The following is a 15,557-nucleotide window of genomic DNA, read 5'->3' as shown; positions in this document are numbered from 1 at the left end:
TTTTGATAAATGAAAAGGACCATGTATTCCATATAACATGGGCGAGTACTGAATAAGCTATTTAATTAAAACCACAAACCCAATTTAATTTTACTAACCATGTATAGTGCTAATATACCCTCCATAAAAAGACATGAGCGGCAATCCTTACAGCTTATGTTTCTTACAATACTCCGGGAATTAATTGATGTCCTTTTATTCCCTCAGCGAAATAATTTCAAAAAAAACTTGACCACATAAATCAGAATGTGAATTGCAAGGTCTGCAGAATAAAAATAACCAAACCGGCGAGTGACAACAGAGGGCCAAACGGAATAACGCTATTTTCTTTAACCGCTTTATAAAAAACAAAATACAATGCGATACCGCTTAATGCCGCCGCGAGCAATAACGAAGGTAACGCCTGCCAGCCGCACCACGCGCCCAGCGCAGCCAGCAGCTTAAAATCACCGTAGCCCAATCCCTCGCGTCCTGTTGTCAGGCGAAAGGCCCAGTAGAGAAGCCACAGCGACAGGTAGCCCGCCGCTGCGCCAAACAGGGCATCCGACAACGGTAAGGTATGAAAAAGCGCATGATTCAGCAGGCCCGCCCACAGCAGCGGCTGCGTCAGGCAGTCCGGCAGCAGCATGTGTTTTGCGTCTATCGTCGCCAGCGGCAGCAGTCCACACCAGAGCACCCATAGCGACATCAATGCGGCCGCAGACGGGGCGTACGCCGCCGTCAGGGCAAAAAACAGGGCGCTGGAAAGTTCAAGCAACAGCAGACGCAGCGGGATCGCGGTCTGGCAGCAGCGGCAGCGACCACGCAGGCAACACCAGCTCAGAACCGGGATATTTTCCCACCAGGCGAGCGTGTGGGAGCATGCGGGACAGTGGGAGGCCGGAAACAGCAGGTTTCCGGCGCCCTCCTCCTCTTTAATGAGCGGGGGAATGCGTTCGACCACCACCCCCAGAAAGCTGCCGATAATGCCGCCAAGCGTGCCGCTGAGCAGGCAAAGGGCGGACATCTGGCTGCCCTGAAGCAGCGTCAGCGAGTTCATGCCACTTTCGCCCAGGAGAGCTTAATCTGGGCCTTTACATCGCTAAGGTGATCAACCGGCGTGAGATCCATTTTCTCCAGACGAACCCCGGTGGTTAAATTCACCTCCCGAAGCCAGTTTTTAAGCTCATAGACGTTGACCCGATCAATATTAAACGTCAGGGTTTGCCCGTCCTGCTGGATATTACTCAGCGCAACGTGGATCTCTTTGGCGCTCTCTTCCACCACGCTTCTCGGGTTACTGGTTTTTAAGACTTTCGCCTGAAGGTGATTTTTATTAATTTCTGCACGCATCCAGTTCAGGGTCTGTTTCTGTTTTTGCAGCGTGGCTTTCTCATTTTTAATAATATTATCCAGCGGGGTCATCACACCGTACCAGATAATGGCGCAACAGAGCGCCGAACCACAGAGTTTAATCAGCGTTCGTTCGCGCGGGCTGTAACGCAAATAGCGTGCTTTTAATTGTCCAATTTTCTCTTTCATTTATATTTCCCTGTGATGATAGCGGTATAAGGCGCTTCACTGGAGACCGGCTGCAGCGTAAAGTCGAAGGTATCACTCGCCTTATTGACGAACGCCTGCAACGCCGTGGGATCCATCGAACGGATGTTCAGCGTGAGCTGATTCTGGGTGTCGTCGTATCCCACTTCACTCAGTTCGACCGCCGGGAGCGATTGCTTGACCTGCTCCAGTGCGTCCAGTTGAAGAAAGATCCCTTTCTTCTCTTTCTTGATGTTCTGCCCGAAGTGGTACTTCAGGTTGGTGGTCTGGCGCAGCGTGGGGAAATAGTGCTGGGCCAATTCCACCATCTGCTGCTGGGCCAGGTTTTCCTGGTTAGAGAGCATCCAGGCCATGCCGATACGAGGGCCAACCAGCAACCCGAGACTCAGCACCGCCATGGCGGCAAGGGCCGGTTTCGCATAACGGAAACCGGTCTGTGCACCCGTGGCGCTAAAAACGCCGTGCAGCAGGTTTGCTTTGCTGCTTTTCCACTGCGGCTGGATCAGCACCAGCGGATGCTGCCAGGCCCGTTGCTCATCCACCTGCACGTCCGCTGGCGCATCGCCGTAACAGACGAGGTTACCGGCGCACTGCTGGCTCAACAGCAGCGGCAACAGGGCGGCGTCGGTTTCACAGGCGCCAAACGGCGAATAGCGCATCCAGTAGCCGCTGTCGGTGGAGACCAGCGTGCTGCCGCCTTCGGTTACCGGCAGAAGGATCGCATCGGGCAGCACCTGCACCACCGTCAGCCCGGCATCGGCACAGCGCTCCAGCCAGTACTGCAGACGCGCCGCATCAATGGCCACCGCATCCACTTCCCGCCCCTTCTTGTTGAGCACCGTCCAGTGAAGCGTGTCCACATCGCCAATCAGCGTCTCTTCTGCCAGCCAGGAGAACTCAACGCTGCCTTTTTTGGGCAACGTGAAGCGACGGAAGATCATTTCGCTGGCCGGCAGTAGCAGGCAGACGCGTGCGGCTAACGCGTGACCGGCAAGCGCCGCCAGTGACGCCCCGCCCTGACGCTGTTCCACCTGGTCGCTACCGGACTCGCACCACATTATGTTCCCGTCCTCATGCGTGTCGGGACGAATAAAAAGCACCTGTTTCATAGAATTCGTCTTGTGTTATTCAACCATTCGGTAGCGACGTTGCCAGGTAATCACCTTCCCGGCTTCATTATCAACATGAAGCTGGCTGACGACGCGCAGCGTTAAATCATCGGTATTGCCGGTACTGTTGACCCGGAAATAGTGACTGTTTACCGCAAGAAACGCCTGAACCTGCTTGAGGGCGTCTTTGGTCTGCGGATAATTTGTCTCAAGCTCTTTCTGGAATGCCTCCATCGACTCCCAGCCCTCTTCCGGGCGGGAGGCGATCAGACGGGCGGCCTCGTCCTCGCTCAGCGAGCCGATAAACAGGGCTGCCAATAGCGGTGCCTGTTCTTCGGTCAGGGTGTTGACATCCACCTTGCTGGCGGTGTCGGGTAAGGCGCACAGCACTTTACTGACCTTGCCGTAGGCCGCCACCGGAAACGCAGGCAGCAGCTTTAGCTCGCCCGGGGTGCGCATCATCTGATTCGCAGGCAGCCGCGCGGGCTCAACGCCGGCCCAGGCATCTGTCTCCAGCCCCTCTTTTGCCGTTGTGGTATCACCGTCGAGATAGTCCATCAGCTGCTGGTAAATCTCTTCTGCGTCACCGGCGGAAATGCCGCTGTCGGTCAGAAGCTGCTCAACGATGCGCGCTTTGACCGGTTTTTCCGGCAGCGCCCCTGCGGTCTGTACCGCGGGGGTCGGATCGGCCGCCAGCAGGTTATTGACGTTAAAGCAGGTCTGGGCATCCTCAATCTGGCTCACCACGGTGTAGTGTTCACCCTCTGTCTCCACCGGCTCTGTCCACTCCCCTTTGGGCGACAGCCCCTGGCTGTCACCGCTGGCGTAGGTCTGAAGCAGACCTTCAATGGTTTTTTGCTGGCTCTGAATGGCCCAGCGCAGCTGCTGCTGGCTTACCTGATAACGGGTTTTCTGCAGATTGCGGCAGAACTGCTGGCTGATTTTGGCCGCCAGCGCCGACATCATGACCAGCAAAATTAGCACCACCAGCAGCGCGACACCGCGCTGTTTTCGAACCGATTTTCCGCTCATTTGTTCTCTCCTGACGGAGCGGGCACCGGCTGCGGTTGTGGCTGCGCTGGCGTGGCCGCATCCCCCGATGGCCCAGGCGTTTGTTCTGCTGGAGCCGCCGGGGCGACCGGCATATCACCCGGCGTGGTAAATACCCAGCGCCAGGTATCGCCATTCTCCATGGTCAGCAGAAGCTCTACGCCGTCCGGCTGATGCGCCGTGTCGGTCCATTTGTCCTGCCAGCCCTCTTTCCAGAAGCGCCACGTCATCTCTTTGACATCGCTGAGGATCGGCACCTCTTCCGGCTTCACATCGGCAGGGCTGTCGATAACCGGCCAGATATCGCGCCACAGTTTTTTGTCCTCAAGCCGCCAGCGCACGCGCTCCAGCTGGACCTGACCGCTCACGCCGTTCAGCGTGGTCAGCTCCAGCGCATCGTCGTGCTGGACAAATACGTCAGGCTCGTTGCGTGGCGCGCGTGCCTGAAGCTGAAAGAAATCCCGCTCCAGCAGGTTATAGGCGCGCTGAAGCTGGTTGAGTTGAGTCGCCGCCACGTCGGTGGCGTTCGAGGTGCGCATCGCCCCGTCCAGAATTTGCCAGGCAAGCGTGCTGATAACCGCGAAGATGGTCAGCGCAATCATGATCTCCAGCAGCGTAAAGCCCTGCTGACGCTGAATGTGCTTACTCATTTCACCTCTCCGGGTTCCGGTATCTGCAGGGTCAACACCGGTTTGTCTTCATCATCCTCGGCGTACACCTGCACTTCATCGGCAAAGCGATTTTCGGCGGTTTTCACCCGCTGCTTGCGCCAGATCCAGCTTCGCCCCCCCATGATTTCTGTACCTGTCTGCAGGGCATCCGGGAACGGCGTGTTGCTCAGCTTTGCTTCCGCCAGCTGGTTTTCCGCCACCCAGCTCGCCTGCAGCGAATCGGCCAGGCCATGGGTAAAGCGCACGTTCAGCGAGACGGAGTTCATCAGCGCCAGCGCGGCGGTGGAGAAGATGACCAGAGCGACCATCACTTCCAGCAGGGTCATCCCCTGTTCTTTGCGTTTAGTCATCGTTCTCTACCGAAACCGGTGATGCCCCCTGCGACACCACGCGAAAGCGCTGCTTTTTATCGAAACTCTGCAGGGACAGCGTGAAGCGGCTTATCTCCCCGTCCGGCAAAAAGACAATCTGCGGCGTGGCGTCGGTTGTGGCAGCAATGCGCTGCGGTGACAGCGACACGTGCATCTCTTCCGGGAACTGGCCATGGGTGACAATGCGCCCGGCGGTTAAGGGTTCCCAGTGTCGTTCGCCCTCTTTTTCGGCCCAGGTCACCAGCTGATATTCTGAGGTGGTGATCACCAGCCCAACGATATTTCCGTCCATTACTGCACGGTCTGAACCATATTCAACGAGGGCTTTTAACTGCTGACCGAAAATATCCGCGCCGCTGCGCGAGGGGATTGTCGACACCACCATCATGGCGCAGGAGGCAAATATCACCAGCGCCAGAATAATTTCCAGCAAGGTAAACCCACGTTGCTTATTCATTACTTCTCTTTTTTATCTAAAGACCAGTTGGTAATATCATCCGCGGTATTCGCTTCGGCATCCGGGCCCGCAGAGAAAACATCCACTGCGCCATGTTCGCCCGGGCTAACCAGAATATAATCATTGCCCCACGGATCTTCCGGCAGGCGGCGAATATAGCCATCATCACGGTAGTTTTTCGGGATTGGCGCGATATCAGGTTTGGTGACCAGCGCCTGCAACCCCTGCTCCGTCGTGGGGTAACGGTGGTTATCCAGCTTGTACATATCCAGCGAACCTTCCAGCGCCACAATATCGCTGGTTGCTTTCTGGGCATCGGCTTTTTCTTTATTCCCCATTAAATTTGGTACCACCATACTGGCGAGCACACCGAGAATAACGATCACCACCATTAATTCGAGCAAGGTAAAGCCAGCCTGACCTTTCAGGCTATTTCGTTTTAAAGACATATTTAACCCACCATATTATTGAGCTGAAGAAGCGGTTGTAATATTGACAGCACGATAAATAAAACCACTGTCGCCATTGTCACCACCAGTGCCGGTTCAAATACCGACAGCGTTAACGTAATTCGATGCTGTAATGCCGATTCCTGGTTTTCCGCGGCGCGATCCATCAATGAACCTAATTCCCCGCTCTCTTCGCCGGAGGCAATCATGTACAGCATGGTCGGCGGAAAGAGCTTCGCCTGGTCCAGCGCGTTATACAGAGAAGCGCCCTGACGTACGGTATCCGCCGCCTGCTCCAGCACCTGCCGGGCATAGAGGTTTTCGATCCCGTCCATCGCGATATACATCCCCTCCAGCAGCGGGACGCTACTGGCCTGCAGTATGCTGAGCGTACGGATATAGCGGGCGCTGTTGATGGCGCAAACCAGCTTTTTAATCGGCGAGCCATTCACCAGCCAGCTGTGCCAGCGAAAGCGGTTTGTGGTTTTCTTCACCCACGTCTTAAAGCCCACGATTGCACCGAACAGCCCCCCGGCAATGTAGATCCCGTACGCCTGCAGAAAATCGCTCACCGCAATCAGCGTGCGGGTGGTGATCGGCAGCTGCTGTTTCATGTGCACGAACTGCTCGATGACCTGCGGCACCACCGCCACCAGCAGGATGCTGATCACCGCCACGGCAACCACCGTCAGGGTGATCGGGTAGACCATCGCCTGCGTCAGCTTGCTTTTCATCTTCTGGCGCTGCTCGTTGTACTCCGCCAGCTTCTCCAGCACATCGCCGAGGTGGCCGGTTTTTTCCCCGGCCATCACCAGCGTGCAGTACAGCTTGTCAAAGGTGCGCGGGAACTGGCTGAAGGCATCAAACAGCGTATGGCCTTCCACCACTTTCTCGCGGATCTCCGTCACCATAGCCGCCAGCTTTTTGTCTTCCGTCTGCTTTGAAATGGCCTTCAGGGCGCTTTCCAGCGGCAGCGACGCGTTAACCAGCGTTGACAGCTGACGGGTGAACATCGACAGCACCGGCACAGAGAGTCTGGCGCCGGTTTTGGCTTTAGCGCTGGCCGCATTTTCACGGGTTTCGGTGATGGTGAGCGGCATCAGCTTCTGCTCACGCAGCGACTGGCGCACCTGCTTAGGTCCTTCCGCCTGCAGCGTGCCGCGCTGGGTTTTCCCGGCGGCATCGGTCGCGGTCCACGCGTAGAAAGCCATTATTCATCGCCTCCACGCTCGGCGGTCACGCGCATCACCTCTTCAAGGGACGTGATACCGCTGATGACCTTCATCAGCCCGTTTTCGCGCAGGCTGTAGGCCTGTTTGAACAGCTCGGTCTCAATGGACATCTCATCTTTGTCTTCATGAATGGCGCGACGCATGGCGCTGTCGACCACCAGAAACTCGTGAATGCCCGCGCGTCCCTGATACCCGCTCTGGCGGCACTGGTCGCAACCAACGGCGCGATAGATGGCCTTTGGTGGCTTATCCATAAAGCTAAACAGCGCTTTTTCATTGTCATCCAGCGGACTGGTGGTACGGCAGTGCGGACACAGCCGACGCACCAGACGCTGGGCAATGACGCCGAGTAGCGACGAACCAATTAAAAAGGACTCCAGCCCCATATCCCGCAGACGGGTGATGGCCCCCGCCGCACTGTTGGTGTGCAGCGTAGACATGACCAGGTGACCGGTGAGCGACGCCTGCACCGCGATTTGCGCGGTTTCACCGTCACGAATTTCCCCGATCATCACCACGTCCGGATCCTGACGCAAAATGGCGCGCAGGCCGCGGGCAAAGGTCATGTCCACGCGCGGGTTGACCTGCGTCTGCCCCACCCCTTCCAGTTCGTACTCAATCGGATCTTCGACGGTCAGAATGTTGCGTTCATGTCCGTTCAGGGCCGACAGAATGGCATACAGGGTGGTACTTTTACCGGAGCCTGTCGGCCCGGTGACCAGGATGATGCCGTGCGGGCGGTTAATCAGCCCTTTCAGTTTTTCCAGCTCTTCATCAATGAGTCCGAGCTTGTTGATATCCGGTTTCAGGTTGCTCTTGTCGAGCAGACGCATGACCACGCGCTCGCCGTACTGCGACGGAATGGTCGAGACACGCACGTCAATCGCCTTGCGGCCAATGCGCAGGGAGATACGGCCATCCTGCGGCAGTCGTTTTTCGGCGATGTCGAGTTTCGACATGACCTTAATACGCGAGACCAGCAGCGGGGCCAGTTTACGTGCGGGCTGGAGCACCGGGCGCAGCACGCCGTCAACGCGGAAACGGATGCTCAGCGTGCGTTCAAAGGTTTCGATATGGATATCCGATGCACCGTCTTTTACCGCTTCGCCGAGAATGGCGTTGATCAGGCGGATCACCGGCGAGTTTTCGTCGTTATCCAGTAGATCTTCGTTGTCCGGGATCTCCTCGGTTAACGCCATCAGATCGATATCCGCATCCATATCGTCCACCAGTTGCTGCGAAACGCCGCTGTTCTGCTGCCAGATTTTGGCCAGCATCTCATCAAACGCCTCCGCGCTCAGCGTCTGGGGCACAAAGGCGCGCCCCAGTACCCGGCGCATCTCCAGTAGCGCAAACGCGGGGACGTCATCACGGATATAGACCGTGTCGTTCCAGAAAAGGATGCCGTTCTCCTTCGCAAAGCCGCTGGTGCAAAGCTGTTTCGTCAGTTCATCCACGCGTCACCCCCCCTTACTCTTTGAAGGGGTTGCGCGTGGTGGCAGGTGCGCTCACGCCGACCGGCATGGAGTGATCCTGCTTTGGATAGGCAGGCAGGACGGCGTTATCGGTGTTCTCAACAATGCCGAGCTTTTTCTCCTCCAGACGCTGCTGTTGACGGGCGCGGATCTGGTCGTATTTCTCCTTCGTCGCCGCGCTGTAGTTGTCGTCATCACGCAGGACGGTGGTATGGATAAAGACCATCAGATTGCGCTTCGACGTATCCTCCGAGGTATAGCGGAACAACTGTCCCACCAGCGGCAGATCGCCGAGCAGCGGCACTTTCGACACGTTCTGTTTGCTGACGTTTTCCATCAGACCGCCCAGCACCACCGTCTGGCCACTGTGGACCATCACTTCGTTGTTGATGGTACGGGTGTTGAAGGTTGGGCCGAGGCTGGCGTCTTCGGTGGCGCTGGCGTCAACGCTGGAGACCTCCTGCTCGATCTTCAGGTGGATCATGTCCCCGTCGTTGATCTGCGGAACAATCTTCAGCTTGGTACCGACGGTTTTACGCTCAACCGAGTTAAAGACGTTGTCGCCGCTGGTGGTCTGAGAACCCGACAGCACCGGCACATCCTGACCCACGTTGAACGACGCTTCTTTGTTATCCAGCGTCACCACGCTTGGCGTGGAGAGAATATCGTTCTTGCCGCTGGTGGAGAGCGCGGTCAGCAGTGCACCATAGTCACCGTTGAAGAAACCGGTCGCCAGGCCAGTAAAGGAGGCCCCTTTGATCGTGCCGTTTTTGACCTGGCTAATGGGCAGACCGGTTGAACCGAACTGCACGCCGCCGTGTTTGCCGGTCCACTGCACGCCGAGATCCATGCCGTTACCGTCCTGCACTTCCGCAATGATGGCTTCCACCAGCACCTGCGGACGACGAATATCCAGCTTGTCGATCACCTTCTCCAGCGAGTTCATGACGTTTGGCTGAGCGGTGATCACCAGCGAGTTGGTGGACTCATCGGCGGTGATATTCAGCTCGCTATTGGTTGTGGCGGTTTTGCTTTTCGCGGTACCGGCTTTGTCTTTCAGCTGCTCACCGATACCGGTCAGCACCGGCACCACTTTCGAGGCGTTGGCGTATTTCAGGTAGAAGACGCGGGTATTGCCCTCGTTGTTCTGTTCGCGGTCGAGCTGGCCAATCAGCGAGCGGGTACGCGCGCGGGCATCTTCGGTGCCGCTGATCACCAGGCTGTTGGTTTCATCATCGGCCACCACTTTAGTCGCCAGCTGCGGGGCGTTTTGCCCTTTCTGCTCTTCATTGTTGAGATTATTCAACATATCGGAGAGCTCTTTCGCCGAGGCATAGCGCAACGGTACGATTTCACGACGCTGCATACCGGAACGGTCCACGCGCTCAACCAGATCCACCAGGCGGTTCACCACCGAGGCTTTCCCGGTTAACAGCAGCACGTTAGAGGGTTCAAAATGGACCACGTTGCCGATCCCCGAGGCATCGTTCAGCTGGCGCAGCAGCGGGGCCAGCTCGCGCACGGGGACGTTCTCCATGCGCACTACGCGGGTGATGATCTCATCCCCTTTGCCCGGGTTTTTACTGTCGGCCACCGGCACCCCGGCGGTACGCGCCACGCTGGAACGCACCACTTTGATCATGCCGTTATCCATTGGGATCACCGACAGACCGTAGAGATCCAGCACGCTCAGGAAGAACTGATAATATTCCTCTTCCGACAGCACGTTATAGGTTCTCACCGACACCGTGCCCTGAACGGACGGATCGACGAGAATCGTTTTATTCAGATTGCGACTTACCGTATCGATAAATTCGCGAATATCGGTATTTTTAAAACTGGCGCTAAAGTTGGCTGCAAACAGCGAACCGGAATATAACGACAATGCGGTCAGCGCCACGCACGCCCATGGAAATTTCTTCATGATTTACACTTGTTAATTGTTTAGAACATTAACCCGAATATTTTCAAGGTGAGCGTGCCGTCTGACGACGACCTCCGCTTCTTTCATTTTCGACCAGTTGGCGATAATATTTTTCGCCTGCGCTTCTTTCGTCATATCGACGTCATTCACTTTCACCACCACATCACCCTGTTTCAGTCCTGTTTCACTGTAAAAAGGCGAAGCATTGCGTGGATTAATGTTAAAGCCTTCCAGTTGGCCTTTATCGATTAACGGTTTTAACACCAGATAATCATCGAGATGCAGACTGTCCGCGCCGGCATCTTTTTTCGATTTCGTCACCGGGCTATTGCCTGCATCGCCCTTAAAATAAGGCGGCTGTTTGAGGGCGAGCGTTTGCTTCGTGCCTTCATACTGAACAACCACGTTATCTTTATTAATTTCATCCACATACGCGTCGTCGAACCCCACCAGCGGTTCCCCTTCCCGGTAGCTCTGCTGCCCGGCGGGGGTCTTAATCACGGCGAACGACAGCCACGACTCATCGCTGCGGATGATGCCTTCAATTTCTGCAGACAGCGGCGCTTTTACTGCCGCCGGAACGTCGGCCTGACGGACCGCAGCCGTAAAAAGACCAAACGTTTTGTCACTGTTACGCGGTTTTAGCGGCGCTTTATCAGCATTCGCTAACTTATTCGTAACCTTTTTATAATCTTTAAAAACGACATAACCCTGCTGGCTGCAAAAAATTAGCATGACTAGCATTATGCAGGGCGTCATTAGCCTGGAAAGGAATGCGTTCCTCATTATTATCGGGCCTTTTAGCAAAGCAGGAATTCGCAGCGGTATGCTGCATAACTTAGTGAGCAAATAGTAATAAGCGTGACCAGTGCAAACCACCGGCTTCGCTATTAACTTTAATGAAGAAAATGATTGACCGGAAAAAAAGGGAATGTTAGATGCAGCCTGACAGGTTATTTTTACTCTGGTGTTAAATTGACCATGACAGGGGCTTACCGTACTTTTCGCCCATTGCTATTAAAGAGAAGAGACGGTAAGTCGTTATGTATCAGAGCCATTTTAAATTCAGTACCCCGCCGTTCAGAAATATCACCCGCAAGTCGGGCGATTTTCTGGTGCCTTATCATCAGGATGTGTTTAATCTTCTGAAAGAGAAAAGCCAGCAGGCAGGGATCACCGGGCTCTTTTACCACGACAGCGAACTGCTGGGGCAGTTCAGCGATGCCCTCAAAGCCAGCAGCAAGTCGGTGCTCTGCATTAATGCCTTTCCGAAGCTGAGCGCCAGTAGCCTGCTCTTCAAACTCAACCCGGTAGCGAAAGAGAAGAACAAGCTCCAGGCGGTTGACGCCATTATTCGCCTGTGGCGCGATGCGAAGTCGACCCACAAGGTGCTGGTCATTTCCCAGGCGCAGGCGATGAAGGCCAGCGGCTATGACGTCCTGGGCATACTGCTTACCCGTGCGCAGGAGCTGGATGTTCGCCTGTCGATTGTGCTGATGGGCACGGCCGACCAGGAAGTGATGCTGAAAGCCTCTGCCCTGCAGGAATATGTGCTGACCTGCCACACCCTGCGCAACCTGACCTGCCGCGAGTTCCTGAGCTACGTTGACGCCCAGTGCCACGAGCACGGCGCGGATGTCTCTCCGCTGACGCCCGCTCGCGTGAAAAAAATCCACGCCCTGACTAAAGGCAACATCAGCAAGCTGAACGAACTGGCTCATCTTTCCATGCTGGCCGCCTGGACCGAACGGGCGCCAAACGTTGGACCGCGTCATTTGCGTCTCGCCACCGGTGAAGCCCTGCCAGCGCCTAAGCGTGGTAAAACGCTGGCCTCCATCGGGTTGTTCGCGTCCGTCCTGTTCGCCGCCTGCGGCTGGATGATGACCTCGTCCATTACGGCAAAACTGCCGGTGGCGCTGCCGGTACCGGCCAGCTGGAAACAGCAGGTAAAAACGCCAGACGCGCCGGTACTGCCGGTTATCGAACAGGAGGTGGTGAATCAGCCCGATGCCATGCACCAGCTTTATGCCATGTGGGGCTATGACGCCTCTGCCGACGATGCCCTGTGCCAGAATGCCGCAAAAGTGAACCTGATGTGTAAACAGGGTAATGCCTCCCTGGACACGCTGGCTAATGACGGTTACCCGTGGGTGAGCGAGATTAAAACAGGCGATCACATTAATTACGCCGTCGTGGCGCGTGCCGGGAAAAATTCCCTCGATCTGCTGATGAACAACCGCACCTGGCAGGTGAGCCGCACGTGGTATAACCAGCACGCAACGGGCAATTACACCCTTCTGCACCGCCTGACCCCGTCAGGCAAAGACGAAATCACCGCCGCCAGCGACAGTAAAGATCTTGAGTGGCTGGATCAGCAGCTGAGCGTGGCGCTGGGCGAAAACGAAACGCACGATAAAAACTGGACGGCGGAACTGATGAAGCGCACCCGCGAATTCCAGGAAAAAATGCACCTCCGCGTCGACGGTATTCCGGGTGAAGACACTCTGATGCAGCTGATGCGCGAAACCCATACCACGCCGAGCGTGTTGATCCAGACAACCCAGGCTAACCCGACTACGCAAGAGAAGCACGCATAATGTCTACCATCTGCCTCGCTGCCCAGCGCAGCTATACCACCGGGGAACCGGTCTGGTTCTCATGGCGTTTGCCGTCATTCAGTAAAATTATCAGCGTGGTGACGCTCTGGTGTCTGGGGCTGTGCGCGCTGATCGTCGCAGGCCTCTATGCGCACGTGTACTGGAACCTGCGCCACCCGGCACCGGTGATAAAAAAGGTGAGCGTCGCGAAGCCAGACACCACCCTTTCTGATATGCATTACGTGTATGTCACCAAACCGTTCCCGCACCCGCAGCCAAAGCCACAGTCGGTAAAAGTGCAGGAAGATTTACCGCCGATGGACAATATGCCCATTAATAGCGACGAAAATGACTGGCAGCAGGCACCTGATGGCGCATTGCCGGACAGCCCCGTCACGCATGATACCTCGCGCGATACCTTACCCGGCACCGAAGCGCACGAACAGGCGATGAAACACGCGCAGGCAACGCAGCCGGATGAAGACAATTCATTAAAAACGTTATTTATGCAGGCGCTAAAACAGCAGCAGGATGATATGGCGAAGGGAAAAATGCCCGCACCACCGGTTGACGAAACGCAAAATGCGTCTCCTTCGATAATAAAAGGAGACGCGGGAGGGGATTAATATTTTTCCGGCAGGGTGGTCAGGCTAATCAGTCGCCCTTTTTCGACCACAATATATTGACCTTTTTTCAGGTCTGAGAGAATTTTAATAATGGTGCTACGTGCCAGGTTGGTGTATTCCTGAATATAATCATAAATATTAATATCTCGCTGATGATCAACAATCAGTTCGTTAATTTCTATCAGGAATTCACGGACGACGGAGTACGCGCTGCGGGCAACCAAAACATCATCACGCTTGCTGAGCAAACAGATATACCATGCCAGCACTTTAGTCAGTTCAGGCCACAGCCCGTGCTGAGTCATTAACTGCTGGAATTCGTCCTTATGTATGGTACGAACCACGGTATTACTGCGTACCACGCCCTGCATATGCGTAGAGTTGTAGAAAATAGCGGAGAGACCAAAGATACATTGTCCCTGTAGCGTAAACATACATAAGTCATCAGAACTGCGGCGGAACTCGACTTCTCCGCTGACGATAATGTGAATATTATCGGAGTTGCAGGTTGATATTTTTTGCCATTTTCTTAACGTTTTTTCTTCATACCCGGCCGTTGCAGAAATAATGGCTTCCATTTCATGATGGGGACGTGTTTTTTTACCAAAAATGCTTAACATTATTATACCCAATTAAGATGTTTAAATAAGAAAATTATCCGACAAGGCGTTACGTTGCCGTAAAATGTGTTGGTATTCTTTTTGAAATTAAAAAAACCAGAAGAGGACTGTTTCTTTAATTTGATTCATGCTGTGAATCGATGAATCAATCTTAGATGAGGGCGATTTTAAATCAATTTACTTAAAATGAATTGAGAATGTACTTAAGATTAATCTTATGATCATGCTCACAAAAACGAGGCATTCGGGTTAATCCCGAAGGATTACCCCTGCCCGTATTTCTCTAAAAGTGCTTCGGCAATGGCCAGCGTTTCCACATCTGCCACGCCGTTCCACAGCTGCGGCCTGAAGTGCATCTGGAAGACCATAATGATGCGCTTCTGCTGAGCGGGGGTGCTGTTGTCGGGAACCTCGTAACCGTAACGCGCGAGCAAATCGAGTAACGCTGCGGTCTCCACGGCCTGATACCGTGGCCGCCCGTTCATATAGAACGCCACCCGGGACGCGTCGGGCCAGGCGCCAATCCCCTGCTCTGCAAGCTCGCGCCACGGGAACAGCGGACCGGGATCGTCCTTGCGCTGAGGCGCGATATCCGCATGGGCCACCACGTTCTCGGGTTTAATCTGATAGCGGGCGATAATGTCTTTTGCGAGCGGCACCAGGGCCGCAATTTGCGCGGGTTCGAATGGCGAAAAGTGTTTTACCCCGGCCGTTTTTTGCCAGCCGCGATTCTCAAGCTCAATGCCAACCGACGTATCATTAATACGGTTGGTGCCGCGCCAGAAGCTGATGCCCGCATGCCAGGCCAGTTCGTTCTCGGGAACCAGCTGCCAGATGCGCGGTTTACCGTCCGGTGCGGGCGGCTTCGCCGGGATCAAATAGTGGGAGCTGACGTTCTTGTCCGTCAGCGTGGCCAGCGAACTGTCAAAGTCATCCGCCGTATAGTGGATAACCAGCACCTTGATGCGCGGATAGGCCGCCTGCGCCTGGTGGCGGGTATCCAGTTCATAGGCGCCTTTATCCACAATGCCTTTTTCCGTGGCGCACCCTGCCAGCAACAGCGCCAGCAGGAGTGTTGAAAACGCGCGTTTCATCGACGGGTTTTCACCGCCGTACCACTTACGCTCACCATCAGCATGCTGGCATCTTTACCGACGGTTTCGTAGTCGATATCAATCCCCACAACCGCATCCGCCCCCAGTGCTTTGGCCTGTTCGCCCAGCTCCTTAAAGGCGATTTCCCGGGCTTTACGCAGCTCTTTTTCATACGCGCCAGAGCGGCCGCCGACGATATCGCGGATACCGGCAAAGAAATCGCGAAAAATGTTGGCCCCCAGAATGGCTTCGCCCGTGACCACACCGCAATACTCGGTGATCGGCTGCCCTTCCAGGGTTGGCGTTGTTGAAAACTGCATGGTTTCTCTCCTTCTTTAGCGTT

General features: G+C 55.2%; 17 protein-coding genes. 2 read left to right on the top strand and 15 right to left on the bottom strand.

Features of this window, described 5'->3' with window-relative positions:
• Positions 1 to 241: 241 nt before the first annotated feature.
• The 12 genes from ACOTZF_RS00325 to gspC are packed head-to-tail and all read right to left on the bottom strand — an operon-like array spanning position 242 to position 11,021.
• Positions 242 to 1,039, bottom strand: coding sequence for a prepilin peptidase (locus ACOTZF_RS00325; protein WP_038984454.1), 798 nt, complete (start codon positions 1,037 to 1,039; stop codon positions 242 to 244).
• Positions 1,036 to 1,521 (bottom strand): type II secretion system protein M, encoded by a 486-nt coding sequence (locus ACOTZF_RS00320; protein ID WP_013097343.1) that lies wholly within the window; start codon positions 1,519 to 1,521, stop codon positions 1,036 to 1,038. Before ACOTZF_RS00320 ends, ACOTZF_RS00325 begins: the two co-directional genes overlap by 4 nt.
• Positions 1,518 to 2,648, bottom strand: coding sequence for a type II secretion system protein GspL (gene gspL, locus ACOTZF_RS00315; protein WP_038984452.1), 1,131 nt, complete (start codon positions 2,646 to 2,648; stop codon positions 1,518 to 1,520). The genes ACOTZF_RS00320 and gspL overlap by 4 nt, the downstream gene beginning before the upstream one ends.
• A gap of 15 nt (positions 2,649 to 2,663) precedes the next feature.
• Positions 2,664 to 3,680, bottom strand: a complete 1,017-nt coding sequence (gene gspK, locus ACOTZF_RS00310; RefSeq protein ID WP_013097345.1) for a type II secretion system minor pseudopilin GspK — start codon at positions 3,678 to 3,680, stop codon at positions 2,664 to 2,666.
• A complete protein-coding gene (gspJ, locus tag ACOTZF_RS00305) occupies positions 3,677 to 4,348 on the bottom strand; it encodes a type II secretion system minor pseudopilin GspJ (RefSeq protein ID WP_038984449.1) in 672 nt (223 codons plus the stop codon). The genes gspK and gspJ overlap by 4 nt, the downstream gene beginning before the upstream one ends.
• A complete protein-coding gene (gspI, locus tag ACOTZF_RS00300; protein WP_038984447.1) occupies positions 4,345 to 4,719 on the bottom strand; it encodes a type II secretion system minor pseudopilin GspI in 375 nt (124 codons plus the stop codon). Before gspI ends, gspJ begins: the two co-directional genes overlap by 4 nt.
• Complete coding sequence (gene gspH, locus ACOTZF_RS00295; protein ID WP_020689911.1) at positions 4,712 to 5,197, bottom strand: type II secretion system minor pseudopilin GspH; 486 nt, start codon at positions 5,195 to 5,197, stop codon at positions 4,712 to 4,714. Before gspH ends, gspI begins: the two co-directional genes overlap by 8 nt.
• Positions 5,197 to 5,646 (bottom strand): type II secretion system major pseudopilin GspG, encoded by a 450-nt coding sequence (gspG, locus tag ACOTZF_RS00290; RefSeq protein ID WP_013097349.1) that lies wholly within the window; start codon positions 5,644 to 5,646, stop codon positions 5,197 to 5,199. The genes gspH and gspG overlap by 1 nt, the downstream gene beginning before the upstream one ends.
• A 2-nt stretch (positions 5,647 to 5,648) precedes the next feature.
• On the bottom strand, positions 5,649 to 6,857 hold the full coding sequence (gspF, locus tag ACOTZF_RS00285; protein WP_020689910.1) for a type II secretion system inner membrane protein GspF: 1,209 nt from the start codon (positions 6,855 to 6,857) through the stop codon (positions 5,649 to 5,651).
• Positions 6,857 to 8,335: a type II secretion system ATPase GspE gene (gene gspE, locus ACOTZF_RS00280; RefSeq protein ID WP_013097351.1), complete on the bottom strand. Its 1,479-nt coding sequence runs from the start codon at positions 8,333 to 8,335 to the stop codon at positions 6,857 to 6,859. The genes gspF and gspE overlap by 1 nt, the downstream gene beginning before the upstream one ends.
• 13 nt (positions 8,336 to 8,348) lie before the next feature.
• Positions 8,349 to 10,277 (bottom strand): type II secretion system secretin GspD, encoded by a 1,929-nt coding sequence (gene gspD / locus ACOTZF_RS00275; protein WP_013097352.1) that lies wholly within the window; start codon positions 10,275 to 10,277, stop codon positions 8,349 to 8,351.
• 12 nt (positions 10,278 to 10,289) lie between these two features.
• Positions 10,290 to 11,021, bottom strand: coding sequence for a type II secretion system protein GspC (gene gspC, locus ACOTZF_RS00270; protein ID WP_029883203.1), 732 nt, complete (start codon positions 11,019 to 11,021; stop codon positions 10,290 to 10,292).
• Between the two features lie 299 nt (positions 11,022 to 11,320).
• On the opposite strand from gspC, the gene ACOTZF_RS00265 reads away from it, so the two are divergent.
• Positions 11,321 to 12,874, top strand: a complete 1,554-nt coding sequence (locus ACOTZF_RS00265; protein WP_038984445.1) for an ExeA family protein — start codon at positions 11,321 to 11,323, stop codon at positions 12,872 to 12,874.
• A complete protein-coding gene (locus ACOTZF_RS00260) occupies positions 12,874 to 13,500 on the top strand; it encodes a hypothetical protein (protein WP_038984443.1) in 627 nt (208 codons plus the stop codon). The genes ACOTZF_RS00265 and ACOTZF_RS00260 overlap by 1 nt, the downstream gene beginning before the upstream one ends.
• Here the strand turns inward: ACOTZF_RS00260 and ACOTZF_RS00255 are convergent.
• The 3 genes from ACOTZF_RS00255 to ACOTZF_RS00245 all read right to left on the bottom strand — a co-directional run bounded on the left by ACOTZF_RS00255 (position 13,497) and on the right by ACOTZF_RS00245 (position 15,534).
• Positions 13,497 to 14,120, bottom strand: a complete 624-nt coding sequence (locus ACOTZF_RS00255; RefSeq protein WP_029883200.1) for a helix-turn-helix domain-containing protein — start codon at positions 14,118 to 14,120, stop codon at positions 13,497 to 13,499. The genes ACOTZF_RS00260 and ACOTZF_RS00255 overlap by 4 nt on opposite strands.
• A gap of 263 nt (positions 14,121 to 14,383) precedes the next feature.
• Positions 14,384 to 15,214, bottom strand: coding sequence for an N-acetylmuramoyl-L-alanine amidase (locus ACOTZF_RS00250; RefSeq protein ID WP_038984441.1), 831 nt, complete (start codon positions 15,212 to 15,214; stop codon positions 14,384 to 14,386).
• Positions 15,211 to 15,534, bottom strand: coding sequence for a heavy metal-binding domain-containing protein (locus ACOTZF_RS00245; protein WP_006174327.1), 324 nt, complete (start codon positions 15,532 to 15,534; stop codon positions 15,211 to 15,213). Before ACOTZF_RS00245 ends, ACOTZF_RS00250 begins: the two co-directional genes overlap by 4 nt.
• Positions 15,535 to 15,557 lie beyond the last annotated feature (23 nt).

Origin of the sequence: Enterobacter cloacae complex sp. SHL021, from assembly GCF_049237765.1 — a bacterium.
In the GTDB taxonomy this organism is placed as follows: Bacteria; Pseudomonadota; Gammaproteobacteria; order Enterobacterales; family Enterobacteriaceae; genus Enterobacter; species Enterobacter cloacae.
The sequence above is the reverse complement of the archived record's forward strand: the minus strand, read 5'-3'. Positions and strand labels throughout refer to the sequence as shown.